Source organism: Glycomyces lechevalierae (genome assembly GCF_027622945.1).
GTDB lineage: Bacteria > Actinomycetota > Actinomycetes > Mycobacteriales > Micromonosporaceae > Glycomyces > Glycomyces rutgersensis.
Genome location: NZ_JAPZVQ010000009.1, coordinates 174,440 through 197,241 on the forward strand (window position 1 = coordinate 174,440; position 22,802 = coordinate 197,241).

23 protein-coding genes, 1 pseudogene and 1 riboswitch are annotated in these 22,802 nt (G+C 69.7%); of the genes and pseudogenes, 19 read left to right on the forward strand and 5 right to left on the reverse strand.

What is annotated here, in order from left to right; genetic code table 11:
* Window positions 1–43: 43 nt before the first annotated feature.
* The 4 genes from O2L01_RS15825 (at window position 44) to O2L01_RS15840 (ending at window position 3,888) form a co-directional block, all read left to right on the forward strand.
* A complete protein-coding gene (locus tag O2L01_RS15825; RefSeq protein WP_270122933.1) occupies window positions 44–475 on the forward strand; it encodes a hypothetical protein in 432 nt (143 codons plus the stop codon).
* Window positions 472–2,301 (forward strand): alpha/beta hydrolase, encoded by a 1,830-nt coding sequence (locus O2L01_RS15830; RefSeq protein ID WP_270122934.1) that lies wholly within the window; start codon window positions 472–474, stop codon window positions 2,299–2,301. The genes O2L01_RS15825 and O2L01_RS15830 overlap by 4 nt, the downstream gene beginning before the upstream one ends.
* Window positions 2,302–2,320: 19 nt before the next feature.
* Complete coding sequence (locus O2L01_RS15835) at window positions 2,321–3,037, forward strand: hypothetical protein (RefSeq protein ID WP_270122935.1); 717 nt, start codon at window positions 2,321–2,323, stop codon at window positions 3,035–3,037.
* A gap of 296 nt (window positions 3,038–3,333) precedes the next feature.
* Window positions 3,334–3,888: a hypothetical protein gene (locus tag O2L01_RS15840; protein ID WP_270122937.1), complete on the forward strand. Its 555-nt coding sequence runs from the start codon at window positions 3,334–3,336 to the stop codon at window positions 3,886–3,888.
* A gap of 22 nt (window positions 3,889–3,910) precedes the next feature.
* Here the strand turns inward: O2L01_RS15840 and O2L01_RS15845 are convergent, their stop codons facing one another.
* Window positions 3,911–4,648, reverse strand: a complete 738-nt coding sequence (locus O2L01_RS15845; protein WP_270122938.1) for an SDR family NAD(P)-dependent oxidoreductase — start codon at window positions 4,646–4,648, stop codon at window positions 3,911–3,913.
* A 134-nt stretch (window positions 4,649–4,782) separates the two neighbouring features.
* A riboswitch (cobalamin riboswitch) is annotated at window positions 4,783–4,986 on the forward strand.
* Window positions 4,987–5,027: 41 nt separating this feature from the next.
* On the opposite strand from O2L01_RS15845, the gene metE reads away from it, so the two are divergent.
* The 7 genes from metE to tsaD all read left to right on the forward strand — a co-directional run bounded on the left by metE (window position 5,028) and on the right by tsaD (window position 12,645).
* The gene (gene metE / locus O2L01_RS15850) at window positions 5,028–7,274 is read left to right on the forward strand and encodes a 5-methyltetrahydropteroyltriglutamate--homocysteine S-methyltransferase (protein ID WP_270122939.1); all 2,247 of its coding nucleotides are present in this window, start codon (window positions 5,028–5,030) and stop codon (window positions 7,272–7,274) included.
* 110 nt (window positions 7,275–7,384) lie between these two features.
* Complete coding sequence (gene alr / locus O2L01_RS15855) at window positions 7,385–8,587, forward strand: alanine racemase (RefSeq protein WP_270122940.1); 1,203 nt, start codon at window positions 7,385–7,387, stop codon at window positions 8,585–8,587.
* 144 nt (window positions 8,588–8,731) lie between these two features.
* Window positions 8,732–9,946, forward strand: coding sequence for an alpha/beta fold hydrolase (locus O2L01_RS15860; protein WP_270122941.1), 1,215 nt, complete (start codon window positions 8,732–8,734; stop codon window positions 9,944–9,946).
* Window positions 9,947–9,997: 51 nt separating this feature from the next.
* The gene (gene tsaE, locus O2L01_RS15865; RefSeq protein ID WP_270122942.1) at window positions 9,998–10,474 is read left to right on the forward strand and encodes a tRNA (adenosine(37)-N6)-threonylcarbamoyltransferase complex ATPase subunit type 1 TsaE; all 477 of its coding nucleotides are present in this window, start codon (window positions 9,998–10,000) and stop codon (window positions 10,472–10,474) included.
* Window positions 10,471–11,121, forward strand: a complete 651-nt coding sequence (gene tsaB, locus O2L01_RS15870; RefSeq protein WP_270122943.1) for a tRNA (adenosine(37)-N6)-threonylcarbamoyltransferase complex dimerization subunit type 1 TsaB — start codon at window positions 10,471–10,473, stop codon at window positions 11,119–11,121. The genes tsaE and tsaB overlap by 4 nt, the downstream gene beginning before the upstream one ends.
* A gap of 25 nt (window positions 11,122–11,146) precedes the next feature.
* Window positions 11,147–11,590 (forward strand): ribosomal protein S18-alanine N-acetyltransferase, encoded by a 444-nt coding sequence (gene rimI, locus O2L01_RS15875; RefSeq protein WP_270122944.1) that lies wholly within the window; start codon window positions 11,147–11,149, stop codon window positions 11,588–11,590.
* On the forward strand, window positions 11,587–12,645 hold the full coding sequence (tsaD, locus tag O2L01_RS15880; protein WP_270122945.1) for a tRNA (adenosine(37)-N6)-threonylcarbamoyltransferase complex transferase subunit TsaD: 1,059 nt from the start codon (window positions 11,587–11,589) through the stop codon (window positions 12,643–12,645). Before rimI ends, tsaD begins: the two co-directional genes overlap by 4 nt.
* A gap of 2 nt (window positions 12,646–12,647) precedes the next feature.
* On the opposite strand, the gene O2L01_RS15885 is transcribed toward tsaD, so the two are convergent.
* Window positions 12,648–13,028 (reverse strand): hypothetical protein, encoded by a 381-nt coding sequence (locus tag O2L01_RS15885; RefSeq protein WP_270122946.1) that lies wholly within the window; start codon window positions 13,026–13,028, stop codon window positions 12,648–12,650.
* A gap of 65 nt (window positions 13,029–13,093) precedes the next feature.
* Between O2L01_RS15885 and O2L01_RS15890 the strand changes: the two genes are divergently transcribed.
* Window positions 13,094–13,687 carry a TetR/AcrR family transcriptional regulator gene (locus tag O2L01_RS15890; RefSeq protein WP_270122947.1) on the forward strand — a complete coding sequence of 198 codons (594 nt, stop codon included), beginning with the start codon at window positions 13,094–13,096 and terminating at the stop codon, window positions 13,685–13,687.
* On the opposite strand, the gene O2L01_RS15895 is transcribed toward O2L01_RS15890, so the two are convergent.
* Window positions 13,677–14,834 carry a Cmx/CmrA family chloramphenicol efflux MFS transporter gene (locus O2L01_RS15895; protein ID WP_270122948.1) on the reverse strand — a complete coding sequence of 386 codons (1,158 nt, stop codon included), beginning with the start codon at window positions 14,832–14,834 and terminating at the stop codon, window positions 13,677–13,679. The two genes, O2L01_RS15890 and O2L01_RS15895, sit on opposite strands and share 11 nt — an antisense overlap.
* Window positions 14,835–15,051: 217 nt before the next feature.
* Here O2L01_RS15895 and O2L01_RS15900 point away from each other — a divergent pair, with 217 nt between their 5' ends.
* The 5 genes from O2L01_RS15900 to O2L01_RS15920 all read left to right on the forward strand — a co-directional run bounded on the left by O2L01_RS15900 (window position 15,052) and on the right by O2L01_RS15920 (window position 19,787).
* Entirely contained in the window at window positions 15,052–15,627 is a 576-nt protein-coding gene (locus O2L01_RS15900) for a mycothiol transferase (protein WP_270122949.1), read from the forward strand.
* Window positions 15,628–15,666: 39 nt separating this feature from the next.
* Complete coding sequence (locus O2L01_RS15905; RefSeq protein ID WP_270122950.1) at window positions 15,667–16,608, forward strand: phosphotransferase enzyme family protein; 942 nt, start codon at window positions 15,667–15,669, stop codon at window positions 16,606–16,608.
* An 85-nt stretch (window positions 16,609–16,693) separates the two neighbouring features.
* The gene (locus O2L01_RS15910; protein ID WP_270122951.1) at window positions 16,694–18,157 is read left to right on the forward strand and encodes a serine hydrolase domain-containing protein; all 1,464 of its coding nucleotides are present in this window, start codon (window positions 16,694–16,696) and stop codon (window positions 18,155–18,157) included.
* 5 nt (window positions 18,158–18,162) lie between these two features.
* Window positions 18,163–19,137 (forward strand): sensor histidine kinase, encoded by a 975-nt coding sequence (locus O2L01_RS15915; RefSeq protein WP_270122984.1) that lies wholly within the window; start codon window positions 18,163–18,165, stop codon window positions 19,135–19,137.
* On the forward strand, window positions 19,134–19,787 hold the full coding sequence (locus tag O2L01_RS15920) for a response regulator (protein ID WP_270122953.1): 654 nt from the start codon (window positions 19,134–19,136) through the stop codon (window positions 19,785–19,787). Before O2L01_RS15915 ends, O2L01_RS15920 begins: the two co-directional genes overlap by 4 nt.
* 111 nt (window positions 19,788–19,898) lie before the next feature.
* Here the strand turns inward: O2L01_RS15920 and O2L01_RS25695 are convergent.
* Window positions 19,899–20,327 (reverse strand): annotated as a pseudogene (locus O2L01_RS25695) (GrpB family protein); the annotation flags it as partial.
* Between the two features lie 87 nt (window positions 20,328–20,414).
* Between O2L01_RS25695 and O2L01_RS25700 the strand changes: the two are divergent.
* The gene (locus O2L01_RS25700; RefSeq protein WP_344469234.1) at window positions 20,415–20,963 is read left to right on the forward strand and encodes a hypothetical protein; all 549 of its coding nucleotides are present in this window, start codon (window positions 20,415–20,417) and stop codon (window positions 20,961–20,963) included.
* A 148-nt stretch (window positions 20,964–21,111) separates the two neighbouring features.
* On the opposite strand, the gene O2L01_RS15930 is transcribed toward O2L01_RS25700, so the two are convergent.
* Window positions 21,112–21,963 carry a PHP domain-containing protein gene (locus O2L01_RS15930; RefSeq protein ID WP_270122956.1) on the reverse strand — a complete coding sequence of 284 codons (852 nt, stop codon included), beginning with the start codon at window positions 21,961–21,963 and terminating at the stop codon, window positions 21,112–21,114.
* A gap of 135 nt (window positions 21,964–22,098) precedes the next feature.
* Between O2L01_RS15930 and O2L01_RS15935 the strand changes: the two genes are divergently transcribed.
* Window positions 22,099–22,797, forward strand: a complete 699-nt coding sequence (locus tag O2L01_RS15935; protein ID WP_270122957.1) for a hypothetical protein — start codon at window positions 22,099–22,101, stop codon at window positions 22,795–22,797.
* Window positions 22,798–22,802 lie beyond the last annotated feature (5 nt).

A 22,802-nucleotide genomic window follows, 5' to 3' on the forward strand; every position in this document is an offset into this window, starting at 1 on the left:
TGACGCCCCTCCATGTCGACTTCGATGCAGCCGGAGGGTCCCGGTGAAAGAGACCGTGTCGATTGACCCTGACAAGGTCGATCAAGCATCGAACGACCTCCTCGAGCTCATGGAGGAGTTCGGAACTCGCACCACCTCGCACAGCAGCGAGGTTGCGAACGCCATGGCAGGCATCGATATCCAGGAGTTCGCATTCCGCGCTGCTCACTCCGCCGTCTCCGCGTTCTGGGCCACCCGCGCCCAGGGGACCCGTGAGCGCCTGGAGGAGGCCGCCTGCTTCCTGGCCACTCACGCAGCCACCGCAAGAGCAAACGACGAGGACGCGGAAAGCGATCTCGTGACGCTCGAAGCCGACCTCTGCGTCAGCCTCGACGAGTACACGAAGGCTGACTACTACGCGGCCACGGGGACGACTCCGCCCGCCCCGCCAAGTGAGGAAGCCGTTTCCGTGCACGGGGAGAGCGTGGCGGTATGAGCAAGCTGACCTGGCAGACCCTTCGCGATACCGACTTCTCTGGCATGAGTGACACGGTGGCCCTGTGGCAAAGCTACATTGAATACGCGACGACCACGATCGTCGACCTACCCGAGGAGATCAAGCTCCTGTCCGAAGCAGGGGAAGAAGACTTCTCCGGCCCGGTCGCCGAAGCTTCACGCGGATACGTTGCCGAAGTGGTCGATGTCTTCGAGGAGGACTTGGCCGAGCGCGCCACCCGTATCCAGACCCTCCTCGACGAAGCCAAAGGCGCCTTCGAAACCCAACAGTCCGCCTTGAACGACCTCTTCTCCGAGGCCGGTGGCGACCTGCTTCCCGAAGGCGGCATTGGCGAGGAGCGGTTCAAAGTCCTGCGTTCATTCGCCTCGGATCACCACCAGGCCGAGGTCACCGACGAGCAGCAGACGCTCTACGACCGCGCTGAGGCGTTGTCGACCGAGTTCAAGACGATCATGACCGATACACGCCGGATCGACGATGATCTGGCCGCGGAGCTCGACAAGCTCGACGACTCGGCCCCAGCGATGCCACCGGTGGTAGGTGAGCCCGGGTTCGCCGAACGCAACGGCGAATACCTTCGAGAAAAGCATCAGGACTTCCTCGAAAAGATCGACGACGGTGAGGCCGGCCCAGCTGAGGTGACTGAATGGTGGGACTCAATGTCCGAGGAGGAACGAGCGCTCTTCGTCGCCACCGCACCCGATCTCGTCGGCCCGCTCGACGGCATCCCCACCGAGGACCGCGACACCGCCAATCGCGACCTGCTGGATGAGGAGATCACCGACCTCGACGCCCAGATCGCGCGAATGGAGTCCGAACTGGAGAACACCCCGCGAGACGGGCGGTACATCGACCTCGAAGAGGAAATCGAAGCGCTCCGAGAACAACGCGACAGCCTGGACAACCTCAACAACCAGATCGCCGAACCATTCACATCAGAGGACGGGAGCGTGAGCGCTTCCTACTACTTGCTGGGGTATTCCTCAGAAGCCGACGGGCAGGCTATCGTCTCGGTTGGGAATCCCGACACGGCGGACAATGTGAACGTGTATGTCCCCGGTACTGGCGGGAATCTTGCGGACGTCAACGGCCTTCTCAGCCGAACCGAGTCGACCTACGCCGATGCATATCAGTTCGGACCGGCGGGCAGCACCACTGCTTCAGTATTGTGGCTCGGCTATGACGCGCCCGACAATGTCGCGCTCGCAACCGACCCCAGTTATGCGGAGAACGCGGCCTCTTCTTTGAGCTCGTTCACCGAGGGCCTGCGTTCCACCGACCAGGGGGCGGAGTCGAACCTGACCATGACCGGCCACTCGTACGGATCAACTACGGTCGGCGTCGCCGCCCGCGATGAAGGACTGGACGTTGACAACATGATCTTCGTCGGCTCTCCAGGTGTCGGCGTCGACACCGCAGCCGATCTCGGCATCGACCCCGACAATGTCTGGGCGAGCAGAAATGAGGAGGACGTAATCGGTCAGGCCACTGACACCAACACGCACACCTTGGCTGGGGCCGCCGCCGGATCCTGGGCAGGTCCCGGAGGTGCGGTTGTCGGCGGTGCCATCGGGTATCTCACCGCAGACAAGGATGAAATGATCCACGGTACCGATCCCACAGCTGATTCCTTCGGCGGCAATACCTTCGCCAGCGATGCAACCCGAGACAACACCGGCGAATGGTACGAGCCCGGGGCTGATGCGGTCTCCAACCACAGTGCGTACTGGGATGAAGGCAATGCAGCGCGCGAGAATATGGCGTACATCATCACCGGGCAAAGGGACGAGGTGAGCAATGAGTAGTCAAGATCCGAGTCGCACCATGCAACGAAGACTCACCTCCATTCTGATCTTCGCCTCGATGATCGTGACAACAACCGGCTGCACTGGAGGCAATATGGATCGCGAACCACCGGAAACTGTCTATACCGAGGCCGAGGCCTTTGCGCCAATGGAGGCCGAGGCCGCCGAGATCGCTGCGAGTCTCCCCGACTTCCCCGGCTTCTACACCCGTTCTTGGAACGAGATGCCCTGTTCACATGACGGCATCGACGACGAGGATTACGTCAACATCGAGATCAGATACGGCTTCGACGACGCAGACTCCGCAACCAGCAACGTCCGCGATACCTATGTCTCCAAACTCCGTGAACGCTGGACTGACCTCGGGTACGACATCCACCGCGACGAGCCGAGCCCAACCGGAAAGAACTACTCCCTAGAAGCCCGCCGAGACGACGGCATCAACCTCTGGTACTCCGTTGCGACGAAGGTGACTCTATACGTCCAGTCAGGTTGCGTGACAAGAAGCGACCCCAGCGAGATTGCATACATCGCTCCGACGGGCGGCGTTGACGCAGGTAGCCAGCGGGACAACATCCGTATCGACGGATTCGAGGGCATGCCCGAAGCACCATCGGAAACTGCGACCGCGCCTTTCCAGGAATCCGAATCACCATCTCCTACGGGGATGGTCCCCTGGGCCCGCGAGCCTGATCCGAGCGAGACGGGCCCCAGTCCCTATGAAGGCCTGCTCTGAAGTGTTGGAGTCAAGTCCCGGGCGAGTCTCGCCGTGCACGATCAGCCCACCGCCAGTCCAGGTCAGCACCTGATCCTCCCGATCCCCTCACTGAAAGGCCCCTCGTGTATCAGCAGTCGAATACTCGACCGCCCTTCGAGCACCCACCGCAGCAACCTCCCGGGCCTGCGCCCGGGCCGTATCAGGTGCAAGGCGCGCCGCCTCATCAGCCGTATCCGTATGGCGGACAAGGGTTTCCGCCAGTGCCGCCGCCTGCGACTCGGAAACGCCGGGGCGGGGTGGTCGCGCTGGTCGTCGTGCTCTTGTTGCTGGTCGTCGGTGGCGGGGCAGGCGCTTGGTGGTTCATGGCCCGGCCCGGTGGAGACGGGCGATCGCCGCTCTCCGATGAACTCATCATCGAGGACTCCGAATCCGGGATCTCCTACACGATGCCCGAGGCATGGGAGGAGATGGATTCGGACAACCTGATCGAGGCCTTCACCTCCAGTGCGAGCGTCGCCGGAGATGCGGAGGGCACCGGGGCCTCGGTGGTCGCGTTCTCAGGGGAGGCGATGACCGATGAGGAGATGTCGATGTCGACCTCCACGATCGCCGGGGAGAACTCCGAGTACTTCTACCCGTTCCCTGAAGAGAAGCAGATCCTCATCTCCGAAGCCGCCGAGGTCGACGGCCAGGAGGCATACCGGTTCACGTGGGAGGTCTCCACGACCGGGGAGCCGCCGATGTACGGGCACATCATCCACATCATCGACGGCGATCGCTCGGTCTTCCTCATGGGCATGGTTTACGGCGACGACCCCGCGATGAGAAGCGAGGTCGACGCCGTCGTCTCCAGTGTGAGTCTGCTTTAGAGCCGAGCTCCCAAGCAGGTGCCTAAGAGCGGCGGTGGACCTGCTGGGCTCCGGTTTGGTCTCGGGGCATGATCGTGATTTGGTCGACGTTGACGTGGCTGGGGCGGGTGGCGACCCAGGCGATCGTTTCGGCGATGTCGTCGGCGGTCAAGGGGGTCATGCCGGCGTAGACGGCGTCGGCGCGGTCCTGGTCGCCTTCGAAGCGGACGAGGCTGAACTCGGTCTCGACCATGCCGGGGTCGATCTCGCAGACGCGCACGGGCTGGCCGATGAGTTCGAGGCGGAGGACGCGGGTGACGGCCGCTTCGGCGTGCTTGGCGGCGTTGTAGCCGCCGCCGCCCGGGTAGGACTGGCGGGCGGCGATGGAGCCGATGACGACGACCTGGCCGTCGCCGGAGTCGATGAGTTTCGGCAAGAGCGCCTTGGTGACCCGGATGGTGCCGAGGACGTTGACGTCGTACATCTTCTGCCACAGGTCGAGGTCGGCCGTGGCGATCGAGTCGAGGCCGAGGGCGCCGCCCGCGTTGTTGATCAAGAGGTCGCAGCGTTCGACCTGCTCGACGAAGGCGGCCACGGAGGCTTCGTCGGTGACGTCGAGCGCGATGGCGCGGCCGCCGCATTCGGCCGCGACCTCGGCGAGGCGGTCGGCGCGGCGGGCGCCGAGGACGACGTCGAAGCCGGCCTTGGCGAGGGCTTTCGCGGCGGCGGCTCCGATCCCGCTGCTCGCTCCCGTGACTACTGCTACAGGCTTGGTGCTCATGGGGCACGAGCCTACCCATGCCGACGGGGAACTGCGATGTCCTCGGTCCGAGACTCCCACTGGGCGAACCTGTCGGTCCCACCTTCCGTCCCACAGTGCGGCCTCGTCCGGGGCGCGGGGCCGGGTGCGGCCGTACCATCGGTTCCGACGCTGGTTCCGGCGCGGTGCACTTGCCGCCCCGGCTAAGAGGGAATCTGGTGCGAATCCAGGACTGCCCCGCAGCGGTGAGAGGGAACGAAACCCGCCATGAGCACTGGGCCCGGAACCTGGGAAGCGGCGGGGACTAGGAATACCAAGCGCCCTCGAGTCCGAATACCTGCCCGCGTACCGCGCGCGACCGCGCGCGGTCCCGTTGTCGCACGTTCGAGGGAACTGACACATGAACACGACTACCAGCGTGCCCGCGAAACGACCGCAGGCCACCGCACTCGGCTATCCCCGCATCGGCCCGAACCGCGAGCTCAAGCGCGCGCTCGAAGCCCACTGGTCCGGCCGGCTCGACGCCGCCGGCCTGGAGGACGCCGCCGCGGCCGTCCGGTCCGGGATGCTCGACGACCTCTCGATGCTCGACACGGTCCCCACCGGGATCTTTTCGCTCTACGACCACGTGCTCGACACGATCTGCGCCGTCGACGCGCTTGCGCCGCGGCACCGGCGTGACAGCGAGCTCGCCTCATACTTCGCCGCCGCCCGCGGCGACGAGGCGGCCGTGCCGCTCGAGATGACCAAGTGGTTCGACACGAACTACCACTACCTGGTGCCCGAGATCGGGCCCGAGACGGCGTTCGCGGCCAAGCCCGCCAAGGCCGTCGCCGAGTTCCTGGAGGCGAAGGAGCGGGGTCTCGACGCCCGGCCGGTGCTGCTCGGACCCGTCTCGTTCCTCTTGCTGGCCAAGGCGAGCGAGGAAGCCCCGGCCGGATTCGCTCCGCTCGACCGGCTCGACGATCTCGTCGTGGTGTACACCGAGCTGCTTGCGGCCCTGCGGGACGCGGGGGCCGGGCTGGTCCAGCTCGACGAGCCCGCGCTCTGCGCCGACCGCACCGAGGCCGAGCTGGAGGCTGTGGCCGCGGTCTACCGGCGGCTCGCCGCCGACACGCAGATCCTCATCGCCGGCGGCTACGGGCCGTTCGGCGAGGCCCTTCCGGTGCTGCTCGAAGCCGGTGTGGAGGGCGTCGCGCTCGATCTGGTGCGCGGCCGCAGTGACCTCGAAGCACTTGAGGCACTGAATGTTTCACGTGAAACAATTTTCCTCGCGGGCGTGGTCGACGGCCGCAACATCTGGCGCGCGGACCTCGCGAAGGGCGCGGCCGATCTCGAACGGCTGCAGCGCATCAGCGACCGCGTCGGGGTCTCCTCGTCGTCCTCGCTGCTGCACGTCCCGGTCGATCTCGCGCCCGAGCAGGACCTCCCGGAGGCGCTGTTCGAGCGGCTCTCGTTCGCGAGGCAGAAGCTCCAAGAGATCAACCAGATCGCGGACCCGGAGGGCTCGCGCGAGGCGCGTCCGGCGACGCCCGAGGCATGGCGCGACGCTTCCGTGCGCGAGCGGCTCGCGGCGCTCGGCGCGGACGCCGACCGGCGGGTGCCGTACGCGAACCGCCAAGCGGCCCAAGCCGAACGGGTGCCGCTCCCGCCGCTGCCGACCACCACGATCGGCTCGTTCCCGCAGACCGCGGAACTCCGCAACGCCCGGGCGGCGCACCGGCGCGGCCTCATGATCGACACCGATTACAAGGCGCGCATGAAGGCCGAGGTCGCGGCCGTCATCGCGGAGCAGGAGAAGCTGGGCCTGGACGTGCTGGTGCACGGCGAGCCCGAGCGCAACGACATGGTGCAGTACTTCGCCGAGCAGTTGACGGGCTTCGCGACCACGGCCGCGGGCTGGGTGCAGTCCTACGGTTCGCGGTGCGTGCGCCCGCCGATCCTGTTCGCGGACGTCGCGCGGCAGGCGCCGATGACCGTCGAGTGGACCTCGTACGCGCAGTCGCTCACCGAGAAGCCGGTGAAGGGCATGCTCACGGGGCCGGTGACGATCCTGGCGTGGTCGTTCGTGCGCGACGACCAGCCGCTGGCGGACACGGCCGACCAGGTCGCGCTGGCCCTGCGCGACGAGGTCGGCGACCTCGAGGCGGCCGGGACGGCGATCATCCAGGTCGACGAGCCGGCGCTGCGCGAGCTGCTGCCGGTGCGCGCGGCTTCGCGTGCGGCGTACCGGGACTGGGCCACGCGCTCGTTCCGCATCGCGACCGCGGGCGTGCGGCCGGAGACGGCGATCCACACGCACCTCTGTTACTCCGAGTTCGGCGAAGTCATCGACGCGATCGCGGCCCTGGACGCGGACGTGACGTCGATCGAGGCCTCGCGTTCGAAGATGGAGGTCCTGGCCGACCTCGACCGCGCGAACTACCGCAGCGCGGTGGGCCCGGGCGTGTGGGACATCCACTCGCCGCGCGTGCCGGCCGCCGAGGACATGGCGGAGGCGCTGCGCCTCGCCGTCGCGGCGCTCGGCCCGGAGCGGGTGTGGGCGAACCCGGACTGCGGTCTGAAGACCCGCAGGTACGAGGAGGTCCGGCCGTCACTGGAAGGGCTGGTCGCGGCCGCGCGGACCGTGCGCGAGCAGCTCGCCTGACCTCGGTTTCCGGGTCGCGGACCGTGCCGTGCGCGCGGTCCGCGACCCGGGGCGGGGCGGCCGCGTCGGCCTGCCAGGGGCGGGCGCGGCGGGCACGTACCCTTGCATATGTGGCGATCGACAACTACCGCGTCCTGACCGAGCCCGAGTTCGGCACCATGTCAGGCCTGGCCAAGGCCAGCGCCGACTGGCGCCGCCTCGCGCACAACGTGGAGACCCTGGCCGCGGTGGCGGGGGTCCCGTTGCTGGCGATGGTGAAGGCCGACGCGTACGGGCACGGCATGGTCCCGGCCGGGCGGGTCGCGGTCGAGGCCGGCGCGGCGAGCCTCGGGGTCGTGACACTGCGGGAGGCATGGCGGCTCAAGCGGCTGCCGGACCTCGCGGACACGACCGTGATGGCGTTCTTCTTCTCCCCTGACCAGCCGGGCCTGGCCGAGGTCGTGGATGCGGGGGTCGAGCTCGGGGTGTCGTCGCTGGCGCAGCTCGACGCGGTCGCCGCGGCGGCCGACAAGGCCGGGCGTCCGGCGCGGATCCACCTCAAGGGCGACACGGGGATGGCGCGCGGCGGGGTGGCCGCGCACGAATGGGAGTTCGCGGCCGAGGCGGCGGCGAAGCATCAGGCGGCCGGTTCGCTGGTCGTCGTGGGCGCGTGGAGCCACATGGCCTGCGCGGACGAGATCGGGCACCCGGCGAACGCGGAGCAGAAGGCGGCCTTCGGGCGGTTCCTCGAGGCCGTGGCGGCGTCGGGTCTGGAGCCCGAGGTGCGGCACCTGGCGAACTCGGCGGCGCTCATCTCGGACCCGGAGACCCGGTACGACATGGTGCGCCCGGGGATCGCCTTGTACGGGTACAACCCGGTGCCGGAGTTCGCGATCGACCTGCGGCCGGTGATCGAGGTGCGGTCGGTCGTGATGTCGGTGAAGCGGGTCCCGGCGGGGTCGGGGATCTCGTACGGGCACACCGTGCACCTGGAGCGGGACACGAACGTGGCGCTGGTGCCGCTGGGCTACGCGGACGGGGTGCCGCGCGCGGCCTCCGGCAGGGCCGAGGTGTACCTGGCGGGGAAGCGCCGGCGGGTGCTGGGCCGGATCTGCATGGACCAGTTCATGGTCGACTGCGGGGACGACGTGGTGAAGCCGGGCGAGCCGGTCGTGCTCATCGGCGCGGGCGAGCAGCATCCGGACGCGGACGACTGGTCGGCGTGGGCGGGGACGATCCCGAACGACGTGCTGACGGCGATCGGTTCGCGGGTGCCGCGGTTGTGGAACCGGGGCCTGGAGCCGCGCGACAGCTCACATCACGACGGTGCCTGATAACGACGGTGCCTGATAACGACGGCGCCTGAGTACTGAACGACGCGTCTACCGCACTGCGGAGGTTCCGGGCATGATGGCAGGGCTTGGTGTTCGGGGGCTGAGTGTTCGGGGGCTTGGGGTTCGAGAGCATTGCGAGGCCGCATGAGTGAGAAGCAGTCCCGTCGGCGGCGCGGTCTGGCGATCGCTGGCGGGGTCACCGGTGGCGTGGCCGTGGGCGCCGCGATCGCGTGGGGGGTGCCGCGGTACCTGGCGCGGCGCACGAGGGCGGCGTCGGCGGATCCGTACGCGCACGAGCCGTTCGAGCTGCCGCCGCAGCGGTCGGTGTTCACCGTCGAATCGAGCGACGGGGTGCCGATCCACGTGGAGACGGCGGGCCCGGACGACGCGGACCTGACCGTGGTGTTCGTGCACGGCTACATGCAGGACATGGCCACGTTCTACTTCCAGCGCAAGGCGATCGCCGAGGCCGAGCGGTCGGGCGTGTCGATGCGCGCGGTGCTGTACGACCAGCCCGGGCACGGCAAGTCGGGGCCGCTGCCGCGCACCGAGTACGGGATCGAGGACCTGGCCGGGGTGCTGCACGACGTGCTGGCGGCGGTGGCGCCGCGCGGGCCGCTCGTGCTGGTCGGGCATTCCATGGGCGGCATGACGATCCAGGTGTTCGCGCGCCTCTACGAGCCGGAGTTCCGGGAGCGCGTGAAGGGCGTGGCGTTCTTCTCGAGCAGTGCCGCCGGGCTCGACACGGTCGAGACGCGGCCGATGCGGGCGCTGCGGCGGTTGCGGCGCACGGTGCTGCCGATGCTGCAGCAGGTGGCGGGGTGGACGCCGGATCTCATCGACCGGTCGCGGCTGCTCGCGGGCGACCTGGGGTGGCTGCTGACGCGCAAGGCCGCGTTCGGGCACATCGATCCGCCCGCGTCGCTGGTCACGCTGGTGGAGCGGATGAACCGGCGCACGTCGATGCAGAGCATCGTCGGCTACGCGCGCGCTATCCTCGATCACGACGAGACGGCGACGTTGCCGCTGTTCACGGGCTTGCCGGCGCTGGTGGTGGTCGGTGACGAGGATCTGCTGACGCCGCCGGAGCACTCGCGGCGGCTGGCGGCGGCGCTCGGGGGGTCGCGATTCGCGCTCATAGCCGAGGCGGCTCACTCACCGCAACTGGAGTACCCTGGTGAGATCTCACAACTGTTGTTGGAGATGATCGACAAAGTCGTGGCTGAGATCGGCAGGGGCTCCGCCGTGTCCGCCGCCCCGGCGGCGACGCGGGCCGACCCTCGTCCCCACCCTGGTCCGGAACGGACGCGCAGGTGGTCGCCGTTCTCGCGCCACCACGGGCATCGTCTCGAACCGTAGGGCACCGCGCCGCCGGCGCGGCCCATCGAAACGCACTTGGAGGAGTGAAACGTGAAGCTCCAGCTCCAGACGGCCGGAGACACCCACGAGTTCGGGCGGCGGCTGGCCGCCGTCCTTCGCGCGGGTGACCTCGTGATCCTCACCGGCCCGCTGGGGGCCGGCAAGACGGCTCTCACGCAGGGCATCGGCGCCGGGCTCGGCGTCGAGGGGCGGATCACCAGCCCCACGTTCGTGATCGCCCGCTCGCACCGCGCGGGCACGGCCGGGGTGCCGCTCGTGCACGTCGACGCCTACCGCCTGGAGACCCTCGACGAGCTCGACGACCTCGACCTCGACACGGATGTGGACGCGGCCGTCACGGTGGTCGAATGGGGCGCCGGCCTGGCCGAGCGCCTCGCCGAGTCGCACCTGGAGATCGCGATCGAGCGCCGTGCGGACGAGGTCCGCGAGGTCGAGCTGCACGGCCGCGGCGGCGACTGGGCCGCGCGCCTCGCTTCCCTCGAGTCCCCGGTGGGTGCGGCCGCATGAGGGTCCTCGCTCTCGACACGTCCACGGCCGCAGTGCAGGCCGCGCTGGTCGACCTGGACGACGACGAACTGTTCCTGACCGCGTTCCGCCGCGAGGTGGACGCGCGCGGGCACGTGGAGAAGCTGGCGCCGTTCATCGAGGGCTGCCTCGCCGACGCCGGCCGCACGGTCAAGGACGTCGACGCGGTCGTCTCAGGGATAGGCCCGGGCCCGTTCACGGGCCTGCGCGTGGGCATGGTCACGGCCGCGGCGTTCGCCGACGGCGCGGGCATTCCCGTCTACGGCGTCTGCTCGCTCGACGGCATCGGCGGCAACACGCGCGGCCGGGCCCTCGCGGCGACGGACGCGCGCCGCAAGGAGATCTACTGGGCCGTCTACGAAGACGGTGTGCGCGAAGGCGAACCGCAGGTGTGCAAGCCGAGCGAGCTGCCCGACACCCGCGCCGACTACGCGATCGGCGAGGGCGCGAGCAAGTACGCGGACGAGCTGCCGATGGAGGCCGAGGCCACCGCGATCTACCCTGACCTGGTGAAACTCGTCGAACTCGCGGGGCCTCGCCTCCTCGCGGGCGCCCCGACCGAGAAGCTGACCCCGCTGTACCTGCGCCGTCCCGACGCGCAGCCCTCCGGAGCCGCGCCGTCGGCCTGACGGCCGCGTGGTACAGCTTGATGCGATGAACGACTTGCGGATCGACCGGCTGCGCTGGTGGCACCTGCCCGCCGTCGCCGAGATGGAGACCGCGATCTTCGGGCCCGAGGCCTGGAGCGAGGGCCTGCTGTGGACCGAGCTCTCGGCCGGGAACGACTATCGCGCGGTCTTCGACGGCGACCGCATCCTCGGCTACGCGGGCACCGCGCTGAACGGCGATGAGCTGTGGCTCAACAACATCGCCGTCGCCGCGGACGCCCGACGCCGGGGGGTGGCGCGGATGCTCATGGACGACCTGATCGAACGCGCCCGGGCGCACGAGGTGAAGAGCGTGTACCTGGAGGTCGCGGTGGACAACGTCCCGGCCCAGCGGCTGTACGACGGGTACGGTTTCTACGGCATCGGGGTGCGCAAGAACTACTACCAGCACACCGGCACCGATGCGGCAGTGATGAGGATGGACCTGTGAAGAACAACCCTGTGGTGATGGGCATCGAGACCTCGTGCGACGAGACCGGTGTCGGGATCGTGCGCGGCCACGAGCTGCTGGCGGACGCCGTGGCCTCGTCGGTCGACGAGCACGCGCGCTTCGGCGGCGTCGTGCCCGAGGTCGCCAGCCGCGCGCACCTCGAAGCGATGGTGCCCACGGTGCAGCGCGCCCTCGACGACGCGGGACTCACCCTCGCCGACCTCGACGGCATCGCCGTCACCGCCGGCCCGGGCCTCGCCGGGGCCCTCATGGTCGGTGTGGGCGCGGCGAAGGCGTACTCGCTCGCCACGGGCGTGCCGCTGTACGGCGTCAACCACTTGAGCGCCCACATCGCGGTCGACACGCTCGAGAACGGCCCGATCCCGGAGCCCGCGATCGGCCTGCTCGTCTCCGGCGGCCACTCCTCGATCATGATGGTCGAAGACCTGGCCGGGAAGGTGACGCAGCTCGGCGCGAGCATCGACGACGCCGCCGGAGAGGCGTTCGACAAGGTCGCGCGTCTGCTCGGCCTGCCGTTCCCCGGCGGGCCGTACATCGACAAGGCCGCCAAGGAGGGCGACCGGGCGTTCGTGCGGTTCCCGCGCGGCCTCACCGCCGCGAAGGACATGGAGAAGCACCGCTACGACTTCTCGTTCTCCGGCCTCAAGACCGCCGTGGCCCGCTGGATCGAAGCGCAACGCGCCGAAGGGAACAACGTGCCCGTCAACGACGTGGCCGCGGCGTTCCAGGAGGCGGTCTGCGACGTGCTCACCCAGAAGGCGATCCTCGCCGCCAAGGAGCACGGCGTCGACACGATCCTCCTCGGCGGCGGCGTCGCCGCGAACTCGCGCCTGCGGACCCTCGCGGTCGAACGCGCCGAGGACGCCGGGATCACGCTGCGCTACCCGCGCCCGAAGCTGTGCACCGACAACGGCGCCATGGTCGCCGCGCTCGGCTCGCACCTCGTCTCGGCCGGCATCGCGCCGTCCGTGATCGACTTCCCGGCGAACTCGTCGATGGACGTCGAGATCGTGAGCCTCGCGAACCGGCTCTGACGTCAGGACCGGGCGGCCCTCCGAGCGCCGGCGAGGAGGAGCGCGGCGCCGACGGTGACCGCGATCCAGGGGGCGGGCTCGAAGATCAGGCCCGCCGCCACCGACCAGCCGCCGAGGGTCCAGGCGATGAAGGCCGGGGGCGTGATGCCGTTGCGGTGCAGCCAGAGCACGGTCTGGCCGAGCAGGAGCAGCGGGATGCCGAAACTGCCCAGGGTCATCCAGAAGCCGCCCGTTTCGGGGGTCATCTGCGCGATGGTGCCTTCGGGCATCCAGAGTTCGCCGCCGAGCCAGGCGGTCGCGTGCGTTCCGGCGGTGAGGGCGAAGGCGAGGAGCAGGTGTCCGGCTCCGAGGAGGGTGAAGATCCATCCGGCCGACTTGATCATGGGGCGACTCCGCTGCAATTATGGAACCAATAGTTTCGGTACTACTGGTTCTGTATCCTAGGGCCATGCCTGAACCGAAGCAAGCCGTGGGGCGCCCCCGGGACAGTCGCGTGGACCACGCCATCGCCGGCGCGACAAGGGAACTGCTGGCGGAGCGCGGGTACGCCAAGCTCACCGTGGACGCGGTCGCGTCGCGGGCGGGGATCGGGAAGGCGGCGATCTACCGGCGGTTCGCCACGAAGCAGGAGATGATCTTCGCGGCCACGGTGCACGACATGGAGGAGCAGCCGCCGCCGGATTCGGGTTCGCTGCGGGGTGATCTGGAGGCGGTCTGCGAGGTCATCGCCAAGCAGCTCTCGACCGCGCCTCCCGATGTGCTGCACGGACTCCTGGCCGACATCCACGGCGACAAGGCGCTCGGGGCGCGGTTCTCGGGGACGTTCATCGAACGGGAGCGGTTCGTGATCGACACGGTGCTCGAGCGGGCCCTGGAGCGCGGAGAGCTGGCGGCGAAACCCGATGCCGCCATCGTTCACGCACAGCTGCTCGGGCCGATCTTCTATTGGATCCTCATCCTCATCGGCGACCACGGCAGGCTCGCGGACCTGGGCAGGTCCGTCGCCGCCATGGTCGCCGACTCGTTGACCGCTAGCGGGTGAGTGCCGTTGCGGCGCTCGCGAACACGCGGCGTCCCGGCACCGCGAGGAGCAGCGCCGCCGCGACGAGCGCGGCCGCGGCCCAGAGCGGGCCCGCCGGTCCTGCCGCCAGCGTGAACGCGGCGAGGATCGGGCCGGCCGCCGCGCCCACGTTCAATGCGGCGGTGGCGTAGGAGCCGGCCATCGTCGGCGCGTCCGCGGCTTCGTAGAGGACGCGGGCGATGAGGGTGCTGCCGACCGCGAACGCCAACGCGCCCTGGGCGAACGCGAGCGGCAGCAGCACCGCGGGGTGGATGGCCCAGAGGCCGAGGACGCACCAGCCGAGGAGCAGGAGCGGGCCTGCGACGGCGATGACCTGGCCGGGGCGGCGGTCCGAGAGGCGCCCGGCGGCCGTGACCCCGGCGAACGAGCCCGCGCCGAAGAGCACCAGGACGACCGGGATCCAGAGTTCGCCGAGCCCGGCGGTCTCGGTGACGACGGGCGCGATATAGGTGAACGCGCCGAACGTTCCGGCGTTCACCAACGCGCCCAAGCCCATCACCAGGAGCAACCGGGGTCGCCGCAGGACGGCGAGCTCGGTCCGCAGATGCGGGCCGTGCGTTCCCCGCGTGTCGGGGAGGCCGCGGAGGACGCCGAGCGCGGCGGGCACGCACAGCAGCGCGACCGCCCAGAACGTGGCGCGCCAGCCGAGGAGCGCGCCGAGCAGCGCCCCGCCGGGGACACCCGCGATCGTCGCGATCGTGGTGCCGCCCAGCAGGACCGCGAGCGCGCGGCCCTTCTGGTCCGGCGCGACCAGGGCGGCCGCGGCGGTGAGCGCGATCGCGAGGAACCCGGCGTTCGCGAACGCGGCGACGACGCGGGTGGCGAACAGGACCGCGAAGCTCTCGGTGACCGCGCCGACGACGTGCGCGGCGAGGAACAGGGCGAGGAACGCGAGCAGGCTCGAGCGCGGCGGCCAGCGGCGGGCGAGGGCCGCGATGAGCGGGGCGCCGACGACCATGCCGACGGCGAAAGCGGAGGTGAGCAGGCCGGCGGTGGCGACGGGGACGCCGAGGTCGGCGGCGAGGTCCGGCAGGAGGCCGGCGAGCATGAACTCGGACGTGCCCATGGCGAAGACCGCCAGGGCGAGCAGGTAGACGGGCAGTGGCATCGGGTGACTCCGTGGTGTCGAGCGTTCGGATGGGACGTCTCGTCACCGCGGCCAGCGGCCCCGGGTCATGCCTGACGGATCAGGGGGCTGGCGGGTGACCGGCAGCCCCTGCCGTGTCCGATTCCGGATTCACCATGCCCCGGACCCTATGCGGGCGGGCCGCGCGGGCGCAACGCATTTCACGCGGGTTGTCGGTGGCGGCGGTTACGGTGGCGGCATGAGTGAGAACGACTACTGGTGGGAGCCGCCGCTGGCGGGGACCGACGAGGCGCACCTGGTCGGGGCCCTCGACCGGCTGCGGGTGACCTTCCGGTGGAAGGCCGACGACCTCGACTCGAAGGGGTTGAACACGCGGATCGGCGCTTCGGCGCTGACGCTCGGCGGGCTGCTGAAGCACCTTGCGCGCGTTGAGGACGTGACGTTCAACTGGAAGATCCGGGGCCGCGCCCCGGGCCCGGACTGGGACGAGAGCCTGCTCGACGACAGCGACCGCTGGGAGTTCTCGTCGGCCGCCGACGACTCGCCGGAGTTCCTGTACGACCTGTGGGACGCGGCGGTCGCGCGCTCGCGCGAGCGGCTGGCCGCGATCCTGGAGGAGGGCGGGCTCGACCAGCCCGCGCATCTCGAATGGCCGGGCAGAGGGCATCTGAGTGTGCGGCGGATCGTGTTCGACCTGGTGGAGGAGTACGGCCGCCACACCGGGCACGCGGACCTGCTCAGGGAAGCGGTCGACGGCAGGGTCGGGGAGGACCCGCCGGCGGGCTGGCGTCCGGTGAGCGGTTCGGGCGCTTAACCGCTTGCTCCGGAAGTCCCCTCACTGAATGCTGACCAGATGACCGGCAACCCGAACTGGCCGAACGGCGAACTGCGGCTCAACCTGCCCGTGTTCTTGGCGCGCTTCGGACTCGAAGCCCGCGGCGGCGCGGAGCCGCTGCTCGGCGGCGAGGACAACATCAACGCCCGCGTCGGCACCGACCGCGGCGACGTGGTCGTGCGCGAATACGTGCACTCGACGCGTGCCAAGGTCGCGGCCGAACTCGTGTTCGTCGCGCACCTCGCGCGGGAGGGCTTCCCGACACCCATGCCGTACACCGCCGACAACGGCGACCCGTTCGCGCTGGTCGCGGGGAGGCCGATCGCGGTGTTCCCCTTCGCCTCCGGCGAAGTGCCGCCCGCGATGACACTGGACCTCGCCGAGCAGTCCGGGGCACTGTTGGCCCGGATGCACACGGCCGCAATGGATTGGGCCGACGACCGCATCCCCGTGATCGACCGCCTCGACGTCCTCGGGTCCGCGGCCGACAGCGACGTCGAACTCGCCGGGGGAGACGAGTGGCGCGAGGAGAACCGCCGCTTCCTCGACCACCACGCGGAAGCGCTCGCGCTCCTCGCCGAACAGCCGGCGGGCCCGCTCCACCACGACCTCCACCGCCGGAACCTGTTGGCCGAGGACGGCCGGGTGACCGCCGTGCTCGACTTCGACGAACTCAACCACGGCCCGCTGATCCTCGACCTCGCCCGGCTCCTCCAGTACGCGGCCTTGGAGCGGCCGGACCTTCGTCTCCCCGCCGCCGTCGCGGAGGCCGCGCTCGCCGGCTACCAGAAGGTCCGGCTCCTCACCGCGACCGAGCTCGAACTCCTCCCGGTCGCCTTCGACCTCGCGGGGCTCGTGGACGCGGCCGGATTCATCAGGTGGACCGCCCCCTACCTGGGCCTCGACCGCATCGCGGACTGCCGCAGTTGGCGCTGCTACCTCAGCAATAAGGATGAGTAGCGGGCCGGGACCCCTAACTTTCGTCAGGGGTGGTTTCGGAAATTCGACCGAAGGCAGCGGCCCCGAAAATCCATAGCCTTCAAACATGCACCCGAAACGACCACAACACCCCGCACGGACCCGGCTCGCCAAAGGCCTCGCCGCCACCGCGATCGCCCTCACCGCCTTGACGCTCACCGCCCCCGCAGCCTCCGCCGCGCCCGCGACCGAGCCGACCGCCGAGGCGATCGACGACTACATGACCGACTTCTACGAGACCTCCGGCGCCCCCGGCATCTCCGTCGTCGTGACCAAAGGCGACGAGGTCGTCCACGCCGCCGGGTACGGCCACGACTCCAACGGCGACAAGGTCACCGCGGACACCCCGTTCCGCGTCGCCTCGGTCTCCAAGTCGTTCACGGCGATGGCCGTCATGATCCTCGCGGAGGAGGGCGCGATCGCCCTCGACGAACCCGTCGCGGACCAGCTCCCCGGCTTCACGATGGCCGACGAGAGAGCCGACGAGATCACCGTCCGCCAACTCGTCAACCAGACCTCCGGGTTCTCCGACACCACGATCGACACCGTCGAGCTCGAGGAGGCGACCTCCCTCGAGGACTACGTCGCCCGCCTCGCCGACGACTCCCTCGCCTCCGACCCCGGCACCGAGTGGGAGTACTGCAACCCGAACTTCAACGTCGCCGCCCGCCTCGTCGAGGTCGCGAGCGGACAGCCCTTCGAGGAGTTCATGGAGGAGCGCGTGTTCGCGCCGCTCGGCATGGAGCACAGCGCGACCCGCGACGAGCTCGAAGACCCCGCGCTCGGCTACAACTCGCTCTTCGGGCTCTGGATCGCCCGCGAGGAGGAGCCCGGGTTCCTCGACAACGCGGGTTCCGGCGGCATCATCACGAGCGCGGCAGACATGGGGCAGTGGCTCATCAGCCAGAACGGCCTCGGCACGCAACTGCTCTCGCCGGAGGGCCTGAAGGACATGCACACCCCCTCCGAGGTCCACGACTACGCCATGGGCTGGGGCACCGAGTCCGACGGCACGCTCCAGCATTCGGGGAACCTCACCACGTTCAACGCCGTCGAGTGGATCGACCCCGAAACGGGGTACGGCATCGCGGTGCTCACCAACGGCGCCGGGCTCACCGACCCCGCCTGGGGGGCCTTCGAGGGCCTGTCGGCACTGCTCAAGGGCGACACGGTGCCCGAACCCGGCCACGGCCGCCAGCTCTTCGAGCTGGTCCTGGCGGTCCTGTCGCTCGCGGCCATCGCCTTGGGCGCCATGGGTGTCGCACGGTCGCGCCGCTGGGCCGAGAAGCGCGCGGGCCGCCCGGCCTGGCGCATCGGCGTCCGACTCCTCCCGGCGCTGGCCGCGGTGGCGCTGTTCCTCGCCTATCCCTCGCTCGTGTCGCTCATCTCGAACGGACGCACGGTCACCTGGCAGGGCACGCTGTACTTCGCGCTGCCGTTCACGCTGACGCTGTTCATCGGCGCGCTCGCGGGTGCGGCGGTAGTGGTCGCCCGTCTGATCAGGCTGCGGTCGGTAGGCTCGGCCGCGTGAAAGGGATGCTGCTGGCGGCCATCGCACTGGCCGGGTTGATCGACGGATTCGCGACGTTCGCAGTGCCGATGTCGCGGCAGTCGGTCCTCGTCGTGGTGGCCGCCGCGGCATACCTGCACGGATGGCGTCTGACCGTCCGCTACGGCTGGTGGATCCTCGGCGCGATCGGCGCCATGGGCGCACTGCTCGGTGTCGTCTCCAACCGCGACCCGTTCAACACCCTGCTCACCTTCGGCACCTTCGTGGTGCTGCCCTGGCTGATCGGGCGCTTCCGGCGGCAGCAGGCCGACCTGATCGCCGCCACGGCCGACCGCGTCACCCGGCTCGAACGCGAACGCGAACTCGTCGCAGGCCGGGCCCGGGCCCAGGAGCGGGCCCGGATCGCGACGGACATGCACGACTCGCTCGGCCACGAGCTCGCCCTGATCGCACTCCGATCGGGTGCCCTCGAACTCGCCTCGGACCTGCCCGAGCAGCACCGTGAGGCGGCAGCCGCCTTGCGGCGCAATGCTGTTGACGCCACCGACCGGCTCCGCCAGACCATCGGGATCCTCCGCGACGAACCGGCGCCGGCCGCCCCGCTCGACGAGTCCGTCGAAGCGCTCGTCGCCCGCGCGGCCGAGGCCGGCATGCCCGTCACGTTGACGGCCGCCGAAGTCCCGCTCCCGCCGCTGGCGGCGCGGACCGTGCACCGGGTGGTCCAGGAGGGGCTGACGAACGCCGCCAGGTACGCCCCCGGTTCGGAGGTGGCTGTGACCGTGGCGGTCGCCGACGCGATCGCGACGGTCGCCGTTCGCAACAGCGGGAGGCAGGTCGAGATCCTCTCGAACAAGGGCAGCGGCCTGGTGGGTCTGGAGGAACGGGTGCGGCTCCTGGGCGGCTCGTTCAGGGCCGGGCCTGTGGAGGGCGGCTTCGAAGTGCGGGCCGAGGTGCCGTTCGAGGACGCCAAGATCGACGTGACATGGCAGGGGAACCGATGATCCGCGTACTGCTCGCCGACGACGAGACCATGGTCCGGGCCGGAGTCGCGGCCATCCTCGCCACCGACCCCGGCATCGCGATCGTCGCCGAAGCGGGCGACGGCGCCGAGGCCGTGGAACTCGCCCGCGCGCACCGCCCGGACGTGGCGATGCTCGACATCCGCATGCCGAAGATGGACGGCCTCGCGGCCGCCGCCGAGCTCCGCCGCGGAATGCCCGAGGTCGCGGTGGTCATGCTGACCACCTTCGACGAGGACGCGTATGTGGCCCAAGCGCTCTCGCAGGGCGCGAGCGGCTTCATGCTGAAAGCCGCCGACCCGCGGGAGCTGATCATCGGCGTGAAGGCCGTCGCGGACGGCGCCGCCTACCTCTCACCGAGGATCGCCCAGCGGGTCATCGCGAAGCTGCAGCACGGCAAGCTCGAACGCGCCGCGCCGGCGCGCGAGCGCCTCGACTCCCTGACACCGCGGGAACGCGACGTACTGGCCCTCATAGGGAAAGGAGAATCCAACCACGACATCGCCAAGCAACTGCACCTCTCGGAGGGCACCATCAAAGGCCATGTGAGCACGATCCTCACCCGCCTCGACGCCAAGAACCGCGTCCAAGCGGCGATCATCGCCTACGAAGCGGGCCTGGTCAGCGACTAACCGCTTCTCCCAGACCGGCACCGAGGGCAGACCGCGTTCGGCGCGGGCCCGGTCGGTGAGCTCTTGCAGGAGCGCCGTCTTCGCCCGCGAGTACTCGCCGGGACGGGTACCGGCGGCGACGATCTCGCGTTTCAACCGCGCGTAGCGGGCGGCGTCCTCGGGATGGGTCCGGAGGAAGTCGCGCAGGATCCGCTGGTTCCGCGTCGGCCAGCTCGCCAGCGTCACCACATGCAGGAGGTGGCTGCGGGCGCCGTCGTCGGCCCGCACGAACAGGAGCCGGTCGGTCATGCCGTTGTCGTGCGGGTAGAACCCCAGATCGGCGAGGCGGCTCTGGTTCTGTTGGGCCGCTTCGAGGTCGCGCACGGCGGCCATGAGATCGAGGACGGGTTTGGCGGCCAGCCCCGGGACCGCCGTCGAACCGATGTGCTCGATCTCGACGAAGAGACCCGGCGCCGCCGCGCGGAGGGCGTCGATCACGGCTGCGGCTCGCCGCGGCCATTCGGGGTCGTAGTCGACGATGCGGAGGTCGGCAGGCGGCATGACCCCATCCTCCGGCAGGCGCTCCGCACGGCGACGGGCGGCCGCCCACCGGGACCGGTCCCGTCAAGGGCCGCTTACGCTCCGGGCATGACCTCCAGCAACGCGCTCGACCGGCGCTCCCTCGCCGCAACCGCCCTGTTCGCGGCGCTCGCCTTGACCGGCTGCACCGCCGAATCCGACGACCCGGCCTCCCCGACCGAATCGAACACCGGCGAGAGCGCCGGCGCCGAGACCACCGCGGAATCCGAACCGACCGAGGAACCGTCGCCGTCGGCTGCGGACGGCAGCGACTACGCCGCTTGCGATGACGGCTCGTGCGAGGTCCTCGTGTCCGGCGAAGTCGAGTTCGAGTTCGACGATCTCACGCTCACGGTGACGATTGACGAGGACAGCATCGAGACGTACACGGCGAACAGCGACAGCACGCGAGCCGGCAGCAGTAGCATGGGCGGCTCCGGGATGTCGGACTCCTACTGTGTCGCCTACCTGACCGCTGGCAGCAACACCATGCAGTGCTATCCGGACATCGAACCGGAGGAGGCCCCGGAACCCGAAACGGAGCCCGGCGTGCTCGTGCTCGAAATGCTCGACTTCAAGGAAGGCACCGCGGTCATCCGGCTGACCATGGGCGACTGATCCGAGCCTGCTGAGGTCGGCGTCCGAAGCCGGCGACCGAAGGCACGATCGCCTGATGCTGCTGTTGCGGTGCCTTGACCGAACTTCTTGTGACCGTTGCGGATGATGCGAGTCGGACCAAGGCTGCGGAGCCGTAGGTGCCGGGCCGTCAGTTCACGCGCGCCCAGAGGTCGTACGGGTTCGGTCCAGGGCGGAAGCCATGCGCCCGCGCCATTTGCGTCGCCTCGCGGAAACCTCGGGCGATCGCCAAGGGTTCGTGGGCGTCGCTGCCGAACGTCACCGCGTCGCCGCCTTCTTCGTGCCACCACCGGAGGATCGTCGCGTGCAGGGGTATGCGGGTGCTGATCTCCAGCGCCCGGCCTGACTGGGCGGTCACCCGCAGCGCGTGGCGGAACTCGTCTTCGAACGCTGAGGGGTCGAACGGTCCGGCCTCCTGTTGCGGCCAATAGCGGACGGGGTAATCGATGTGGGCGAGCACGGAGAACGCGTCGCTCCCCTCGACCAGTCGCACCACCTCGGCCAGGTACTCCCGCACGACCTCCACCGCCTCTCGGCGCTCGTACTGGCCCGGCGGCTCGGTGAACCCGTCGCCGTCCGGAAGCGGAAGACAGTGCAGGGAACCGAGCACGCGGTCGAACCGGCCCGCGCCGAGCACCTCCGCTGCGGCCGCGGCGTGCCAGTGCGGTTCTCCCATCTCCACGCCGCTGAGGATCCGGAGTCCCGGGAAGCGGTCGCGGCACTCCTCGATCGCTTCGAGATACCCGTAGGCGTCGAACCTCGGGGGTGTCAGCCGCCCCTCTGGCGTGGCCAAGCCGGTGAGATAGTCGCTGGCAAAAGGGCCTTCCACGGCCACGGTCCAGACCGTGTGGTCGAGGTGCTCGGTGAAGGCGATCGCCGGGAGGCCCAGGTCGACCGCCCGCACGCAGGAGCGATGCATCGAGCCCATCGGAGCGTCCCAGGACCACTCACTGTGCACATGACTGTCCGCGGGCAACGTCATAAGTCCTCTTCCCCAGCGCATCAACCAGAACGACCATCATCCGCCGCGACCGCAATTGATGCCACCCTGGACGGGTACCGCAACCGAGGTGCGATCGTCCCGGACGGTGTCACACCAGCGATTCTTGGAGGCCCTTTGTCTTTCGCCCGATCCGACCACGCCGCCCTGCGATCGCACTACGAACGCGAGTGGACCGACGGCCGGGCCGCGTTCGCCGCGGGAACCGTCCGGACCGATCCCGTTCCCCGCGACGGGGACGCGCGCTGGGGGCTCAGTCTCGTCGTGCCGACCGAGGGTTCCTTCGCCGAACGGATCGCCGCCGAGGCCGATGCGATCGCCGCGCGATGCCAAGGCACGCACCTGAACTACGTGCGACGCGACCTGCACATGACCGTGCGGAGCCTGGAGGGCCACCAGGACACGGTGCCGCAGCGGCAGATCGACCACTACCTCGGCCAACTCAAGGACGCCACCGAAGGGCTCGGCCCGATCTCGGCCCGCTTCGAAGGCCTCGGCGGTTCCATCGGCGGCCTCTACGTTCGCGGTTACCCGAACGCGGACCTCCTCGAACTGCGGCGCCGGCTGCGCGACGCCCGCATCCCGTTCGGCAACCTCGGCCCCGCCGGAGGCGACGGCGACCGCTATCGCGACAACGCCCACATCTCGCTCCTCGTCCCGCGCGAAGCCGTCCCCGAACCCGAGGTCGCCGCCTACGTCGACTCCCGCACCACCATCGACTTCGGCACCATCACCACCAACGAGATCTCCCTCGTCGCCTGGCGCCCCGGCCCACGCACCGCCAATATCGAAGTCATCGACCGCCTCACCTGGTGAGCCCG